The following is an 8116-nucleotide window of genomic DNA, read 5'->3' as shown; positions in this document are numbered from 1 at the left end:
TTTCTAAGCTGCCTGTGCGGCAGCGGACTTTAAAAGCGAAATTCCAATGTGTGCAACTGATTTCTAAGCTGCCTGTGCGGCAGCGGACTTGCTGTACTTTAAAATCCGTAACAGCTTCCATTTCTAAGCTGCCTGTGCGGCAGCGGACTGATTTTATAAAACTTCTAAGCCAGTTGCATCGCGGTTTTCAAGGTATTTACCCCAATTTACCCATCCTCAAAACCGCAGCGCGCAACTAGCTGTTTTCAATCATATTTTTAAAGAGCAGAAAAACTTTGGTCAAAACTCGGGTACAGTAGCCGAGGCACTTAGGCCGTAGCTGCTGAAATCGGCGACGACAGGTTCGGATGCAGCCGATTTCTTGATCCACAAACAAAAGTCTTGCCCGCTGCTTAAGCTTTTCAGGCGAATAAACGGGGTCGAAATCGCTTTTGACGGCATATCGCAATAACGAAACGTTTGTTGATACGTGGTATTGGGGGTGGCCTTGTCTGCTAGGTTTATAGTGTCATGCAACGCCGTTTCAAAATCCATATTGTGCCGTTTGGCATAACGCCTTGCCAGACGGGCGGGACTGGTTTTGGGTTGTTGACGCTGGTAAATCGCATAATCAGAAATTTTATCCGGCACTGGTCGAATGCTGGTGCAATGCACGTAGTCGCTCAAACGGGCCAGCCATTTGTTGACATCAAAGCGAGTTAGCGTGGCTTCATCCTGCGCAAACAACCGACATTTTCCACCCAGCACGCTGTACTTTTCACTCGCTACGTATTCAGGAAACGAAACCCCAATCGGCACTCGCTTTTGTGCGTCTTGCATTTCAACTAAGCCAAGATGGAGTTGTTGGAAGACTTTGGACCAGAGGAAGTGAATGTTGATTTCTTCTTGAGGTAGTAGGGCAATTTCTTGGTAATACTTCATCCTTCTGCATCTCCTCCAAATACACCACCCCGAATCAGATTGGCTACAACAAAGTTCTGCTGATTTTCATCAATAGTATCGTTATTAACCCAAGCAATCATCTGTGAATAAAGATCAATATCAGTGTGTCTGTAAGCTCTACCATGCTGAGTCACTGAGCCATAAGGTTCAATCGCAATCGGATTTTTATTCTCTGGTTTAATATCGACAATTTCAGTTTTATCTTTGCCTTCTGCCTTAATTAGCATCGTATCGCCATACCATTCATCAATGGTTCGTATTGCGTTACCGATTTTGACATTATGCATCGCTGCGCATTTATTTAACTGGAACAGTTTTTTCTTTTTTTCCCCCATGTTCATTTCCTGCGACGGATAGACATGCTGCCCCTTTCCTAACTTGACATAGGCATCGACCTCCACCAGCACAAACGTTTCATCTCCGCCAAGTAATCCTTTTTTGAAAAGGTCAGCCAATTTCTGCAACGATGGGTTATCTCGATTTTTATCAAAACCATTTAATGAAAAATCATAGGCATCAAATTTAATCGGCTCGTCATCTAGCGAAACATGAATTTCAACCTGTTTGGCACCTACCCGGTTACGCCATAAAAAACGTCCATTGGCAATGTTATAGGCATAACGAAAAGCCAGTTCTTCTATGCCTTTTGAATTTTTAAATGCCGTGACTTTATCTTCAATCGCTTCCGCAAAATCCGGTTTATTACAGGCAAATGGTTTACCTAGATTACCTATAACTCTAAGAGTAAAACTTACCCTGAGGGTATCGTGATCCATGGGTAAATTGGCATCATCACTATCTGATGAAACCGGGTTTGGTTTAGTTTTGTCTACATGCTTGATCCCATGCGCGCTTTGTGTTGAACGATTTTGCCTGGGCACTACCGGAATTGATTGCCAATCATCTTTTTGCTTTTCGTCACTCCAATTTCCAGAAAACATCAATCCATCAGAACATTCCAGTTTGCGCTCAAAAGACAACATGCTGGGTAATGGTATTTTTTTATTATTCATTTGTTTCTCCTTGGTTAATTAATTCATCAGATCAGGAATAATCATCATTTAGAGAGGTAGCAATGTTTTCAGGATTACCAGCTAATTCGCTGACGTTTTCCTGTCTGCACAAATACCAGTTATCTTCGTAATGGTAATTCCACAGCGATTGCTTTAAGGCGTTAACATCTTTTATTCGATGAACGCCTTGCCATTCGCCTATGCTATGGACGGCCTCTACAAAACAAACATCGGTTTCATTATCACGAGTATTGGCGACTTCATGATTTTTATAAACTGGGGAAATCGCCTTGAATCCGGTCATAATTGGTACTAAAAAACCCGGCTCCGGTTTGTTTACATACTCCCAAATCGCATCGGTATTCTCATTAGGTTCACAATAGGACTGCCATTGCTCTAATAGTTTTTTATTGGCTTTATTGTCGTCAATAGTTCGGAAATAGCTTATGAGCTCTTCCGGTATCGCTGCCTGATCATACGGTTCATCCAAATGCTGTTGCCACAAATTGAATAACTGATGATTGCCATCATTATTGGATTTTTTCTCTAACAGCCCAGATAAGTGATGATTAATCAAATCATAAACAGGCCTGGCTTTTTGCTTTAACGCAATAAAATCCATCCAGGCATCGAATAACTCTGCTTTAGAATTTTTTTCTTGCAACGCTTGGAAGCGCTTTTCCAGATACGTCGATCTGTCCAACAAGACAAAACCTGGCAATAATTGACGGATTAAGGCGCGTAAGTTAGTGGAATTTTGTTCATTATCGATGGAAAATAATTCGATTGATCCTATTTCTAAAATAGTTCCTCCGGCTAAGCGTTGTAATTGACAATTAGTTTTGAGCCATTGAATAAATTCTTCCTTACGGTCTCCACCAATATTGCCGTCACAGGCGATGATCAACGAGATATTCATATCCATTTTGCCTTCTTCAATTACTGGTGGAGTTCCCACCTTATATTTCGATTGTTCTTTGTATTGAAATGCCGTCGTTCGATGCTGAACAAACTGGTTGAATGCGTAGGTATGCACCTGATGAGAATGTGCGATTACCGCACAACCATACAGTTGAATATCGTTAAAGCAATCCTTTTTGGCTACCTTTCGGGCAAGATTATGCGCAAACCCCAAAAAATGAGTGATTGCTGGAAATCCCCAGGTAAAACCGGCAACAGCATTTGCTCCTTGCACCTGAACATGGTTGATCAATAAATACCGAGTCATAAAACCTTCCCCATTCTTTGCTTAATTTGTTGCTCAACAGGCTCCATATATTCACGCAAGGGTTGCTCCAACATTGTTTTCCATAAACGGGTATGTTCTGCTTGTGGGCTAAATTGCTTATCTTTGCCGATCAGTTGACCATTCAGCCACCGGGCAAAATCGGCGCATATAATCGCCTGCCAATCTTGGTTTTGACGTTCGGCTTGAAATGCCTCGTCCAAGCGATAAGGATCCAATAGATATTTGTGGGATTGCTTGAGTTTGGTTTCCGCATTACTTGACCAACCGGAAGTCAAGTTCTGAATTGTTCCAACATAAAACAAAAATTCATCGACAATATTGTTTACCCAACGGTCAAGATGACGTTTTCGTTTAGGGTCTTTGATACTTAAATCCAATTGTTTAAACCGTATCAGGAAATCGCGCAGATACTCTGTTTCACTTTTGATTGTTGAATTATATAAATCACTGAATAGTGACTTTTTAAATATAGGAGTCTTAATTTGAGATTGCCAAGCAGGTGGCCGATTTGAGAAAAGATGTAATTTACCTCCACGCTTTGCATTTAATTGGGAGGCATTACTATGATTGCTCGCGGTGACACCCAGTTGCGATCTATTGATATATTTAGTAAAAATTTCAGAAGAATATTTCTTCTTTTCTAACGACTTTTGATCTGATTTTTCTCTTTCGCTGAATATCTTTTCGTGTATGGTATGGGCCATCGAGGATGAAACCACATTACATAAAATATGATAACTCTGCTCTGTTAACTTTTGATTATATCCCGTAGGGAAATAAATTTGCTTGGCTAATGCATGTGAACTTAGTTTTCCAGTATCTAGAGCGCCTCTAAACCCCTTTATCCATGCATCCGCCGCCGCTCTATTTTCTTCATCAATAAAACAGTCAAATAAATGATCATTATTAGTCAACTGCTCAACAAGCTTTACACCATTTAATTCAAGTTCAAGAAATTGAAAAATGGGGGCAAATTGATTTCCCTTAACTGCTCCATCAACGGCTTTGTTTTTTAAAACCGATGTGGTTATAAGTGTATTTTTTTGTTCGGGAATAGAGTCATAAAATGATGATGCATCAATACTGGAATGCGTTAACTTTATGACATGTGTGGCGAAATTTACGCTAGAAGCATTTTCACAATTCTTCGATAACCAATTTATTGACTCGTATTTATCTGCAAATGCCTTTATCGTTTTTTTATATAATCTTAACTGTCTAAAAACATTCAATCCTTTTGGTTTATATTTTGATTTTAAAAAAGTGAGTGCTCTACGATGCTGAAAAGCCAACGATGATTCATTCTTTTCTTTCTTGTTTTTTCGGGAATTAAATACTAATTCTAGTTCTTCATCGTTAAAAAAACCCTCACTTTCGTATATGGCTTCTAATGATTTAATAATTTCTTTTAAGTAATTTTCTTCATCTGATTCAGATTTTCTTCTGAAAAAATCGATTATCACTTCTTCCCAAGTAGCAAGTTGCGCATCTGACTCACTCATTCATTACTCCCAATATCCTGATAAACACCCAAAAAAGGATGAAAGTTATACTCTGCGGCTTCAGCCTTTTCATATTCAATCAATCTCACCTCACCGAAACGGTCACTGATTTCTTTTAACGCCCAACCAAAATCACTGGCTAACTGTTGATAAATCGTCAGTGCATCCTGCTCAAACCAGAAATAATTTCCTTTTTCATGGTAATCCCTCTCATCCATTTTTATTTCAATTGGTGGTTCGGCAAACTCCGGCGGTGATACGTTCTCATTCTTCCAACGCCATTTAGGTTTAGAAAATTCATTTTCCAGCCACAGATAGTAGGCTTCGTCCTTCTTGGAATCACGAAATCGCTGTTGGCGTTGCACCTCACCACACCAGTGCGGTTGATTTTTCCACCACAAGTTAGCTGGCTTTTCATCATCGAGTAATTCACCAGATCTTGGGTCTTTATCTCCAAATAACTGCTTGGCTAGAGCTCTTTGTTCAAAGAGAGCCAGGTTTTCAAGGTGCTTGTTATTCTTTCGATAGTCTTTAGGCAGATGAATCCGATGGATTGCCGTTATTTTTTGAAACTGCTCTTCATCCAAGATGTCATGCAAATCATGTTTTTCCATGATTAAACCGCTGGATTCAAAACCTGGCCGTTCAAAACAGATTCTCTTTTTACACAGCGCTTTATAGTTTTTATTGAGCAACAGAACATTCGGCTTTTCAGGCGTCTTATTCCGATGTCTCAACACCCTGCCCGCTAGTTGGATAATCGAGCGCATGGAACTGGGTTCAACGATTGCCCAGTCATAATCATGGTTGCGTCCGACTTCAGCCACTGGCGAAGCCAACACAATAAAAATATGATGCTTTGATTCAGGATGTTTTTTTAGGGCTTGCTGAATTTCAGGTTGTTGCCAAATAGCCTGCTCGTCTTTTCGATACAGCAAACTGTCGAGTCGCTGTTCGATGGCGGCTCGTATCGCCAAAGGGTAACGGCTATGATAAACACAGTAGTGTATGCAGGTATCTTCAGAAGGGACTTTAGCCAGTAAGGCTTTGGCTATTGCAACTAATGGATTGATATTCGCCATGCGAACTAACCCAATCGAAATTATCTTCTCATTGCCGATCAGACAATGTTCTTGATGCAGACGGATCGCCCCTGCATGAATGGTATCCGCCATACTATCAATGACGGATTTGCCATTGTTTTCGGGTATATCAATAATGTCAGCAATTCGTTTCGGCGGCAGTGTCTGTAGATATTCGACGCGCTTTTTTATCAGCTTTTCATGGGTTGCCTGAAAATCAATGAATTCCTTGATTTGCTCATCGTGACAAATATTTTTTTCATCAAACCAGGCGCAAAGTATTTCACCCGACCAGTTTTCCAGGTTAGCTTTGGCGTATTCCGACCAACCCGCTTGATAGGCCTGAAACAGCGCATAAACCAAGGCTGGCGGCAGCGTCGCGCTGGAAAGTAAAACACGACTGCCTGAAACACCGGCCCAATGCACCAGACGGCATAGCGCCGGTAAGTCGCTTAATCCGAAATCATCCGGTTCATCAAGCACCAGATCAGAGGTCAGCAACCTCAACATGGCGGGAATGTGCTTGCCGCCTTTGGTTCCTTCCGTCGCAGGAACTAAATGATCTATCGTGCTAACCAAAACCGGCGCTGAAATTAGTGCATCCAGCCCTTTTTGCGTTTTGGTCCACCGACTCAGGCTGTGTTCATTCTCTACGCCTGAATAATGTATTTTGATATCCGCATCGACTAACTCTTCTTGCGATGCGCTGCCACTTTCCTCTGCTGTTTGTTTCTCGTTCTCCCTTTCCTCACGAGCACTTTGTGTCTGTTGTTCAAACAGTAATTTGATGGCAATTCCGCCCACGGCTATCGCCAGTTCTTTTTCCGTTAAATTCAGCTCATCCTGAAATTCCCTGCCGGTTTGTAAAGTCAACACCCGTAATCCCATAGCGACACTAAAGCGGATTCGCCCGGTTTGTTCTCCAAGCGCTGTCATAATCCGAGCATTGGCGCGAGTCTTTCCCTTGCCGGTGGATGCGAGGTTGATACCGAAAAAACCCTTGTTGATAGCTTCTTTCCCGACTTTAGAAACTAATTTATAGGCCTTGTCCTGCCAGCCGAAATCATCCTGATATTTCTTGGGAACATCGCCGGTGAGAGCATCATTGGGTTCCAATGGCTCCAGCGAGTGATTTAGCTTTTTTAAATCTTTTACAATTTTTTCAGCAAAATGCGCTACCGCGATTAAATGTTCATCCAGCTGCTGCTTGTATTGCTTCTTCCCGTCAATCCATTCTGTATTGGCATAGACCCGATAATTAGGATTACGCCATTTTTCTACCTTCATTTCCTGGAGTTCTTTGGAAGAGAGTGAAGAATAATAATGATCGGATAGAACCAGACATAAACGGGATAAATGGGTAGTAAACAATTGGTCATTTAACCAGTCTGTTTTACTACTCAACCAGGGTCTAATGTCGGCGAGCGCTTCAGAAGCCAGTGAACAGGCTTTTGATCGCCACTGCATACTTTGAGCAGGTAAATCACAAAACCGCCAGTTTTCCTCGATGCGGTCTAGTTGATCGGCATCTTTACAGTTGTGTGAATTCCACAAGGCAGTGAAATCATCATCAATCCATAAATCGACATTTTTTAGTGTTGGATTGTCGTTTTCCTTCCAGCCGGGATAAACAGGTAATTTATGGTGAGTGACAATCAGCCATGCCACCAATTTTGCAAAAGCGGGTAAGCCGGATAATTTTGGTTTATTTGCCTTATCGATTCCATCTCTGAAACAGTTAGCAAAATTATCTCGACCAATATCGCTTAATGAAATAAGCCATTCTTCATCGTTTTGTTTACTTACAAATGCTTGAAACAAGCGGAATGAAATCCACTCATGTCGATAAGGCTCGAAGTTTGAAGCTTTTTCATCGGGATTTATTTTCTTTTGAAATAGACTGGTTGCTTTACCAAAATCATGAAATAAACCCGCTATTGCTGCCGCGTATTTGATCAGGTCTATGGTTTGCCACTGGTATTTATCCATAAATTTTTCTATTTCGGCTTCTGTTACATTCACCGGCACAACACCTTCAGAATTAAATCGTCTGCGATTCCCCACTATCCAAACCAAGTCGCTTCGACTTCTGGAGCGTATCCAATGACACGAAACGGCCGTGTTTTTAGTAGCCGTTTTCCGCAGTAGGGTTTTAACGGCAATCAGGCCCTCTTCGGTAATCACGGTTTGCCAGGTGTTGTCGCCGATGCGGTTGGCAAAGGCATCGAGAACGCGGCGGGTACGGTTTAATGCTTTCTTCTGGCATTGGCTGACGAAGGTGACCATCATGATATTACCCCTCACCCCGACCCTCTCCCCGGAGGAGAG

The 8116-nt window shown here is 41.7% G+C and carries 5 protein-coding genes; all 5 read right to left on the bottom strand.

From position 1 onward, the window contains the following. Nucleotides 1-279: 279 nt before the first annotated feature. The 5 genes from cas6f to cas3f are packed head-to-tail and all read right to left on the bottom strand — an operon-like array spanning nt 280 to nt 8077. A complete protein-coding gene (cas6f, locus tag A1359_RS00385; RefSeq protein WP_066976333.1) occupies nt 280-921 on the bottom strand; it encodes a type I-F CRISPR-associated endoribonuclease Cas6/Csy4 in 642 nt (213 codons plus the stop codon). After that, nucleotides 918-1955: a type I-F CRISPR-associated protein Csy3 gene (gene csy3 / locus A1359_RS00380; protein ID WP_066976330.1), complete on the bottom strand. Its 1038-nt coding sequence runs from the start codon at nt 1953-1955 to the stop codon at nt 918-920. The genes cas6f and csy3 overlap by 4 nt, the downstream gene beginning before the upstream one ends. Before the next feature lie 31 nt (nt 1956-1986). Further along, nucleotides 1987-3183 (bottom strand): type I-F CRISPR-associated protein Csy2, encoded by a 1197-nt coding sequence (csy2, locus tag A1359_RS00375; protein WP_066976327.1) that lies wholly within the window; start codon nt 3181-3183, stop codon nt 1987-1989. Beyond that, complete coding sequence (csy1, locus tag A1359_RS00370; RefSeq protein ID WP_066976324.1) at nt 3180-4706, bottom strand: type I-F CRISPR-associated protein Csy1; 1527 nt, start codon at nt 4704-4706, stop codon at nt 3180-3182. Before csy1 ends, csy2 begins: the two co-directional genes overlap by 4 nt. Next, entirely contained in the window at nt 4703-8077 is a 3375-nt protein-coding gene (cas3f, locus tag A1359_RS00365; protein WP_066976321.1) for a type I-F CRISPR-associated helicase Cas3f, read from the bottom strand. The genes csy1 and cas3f overlap by 4 nt, the downstream gene beginning before the upstream one ends. Between the last annotated feature and the right edge of the window lie 39 nt (nt 8078-8116).

Source organism: Methylomonas lenta, assembly GCF_001644015.1.
GTDB classification, from domain to species: domain Bacteria; phylum Pseudomonadota; class Gammaproteobacteria; order Methylococcales; family Methylomonadaceae; genus Methylomonas; species Methylomonas lenta.
The sequence above is the reverse complement of the archived record's forward strand: the minus strand, read 5'-3'. Positions and strand labels throughout refer to the sequence as shown.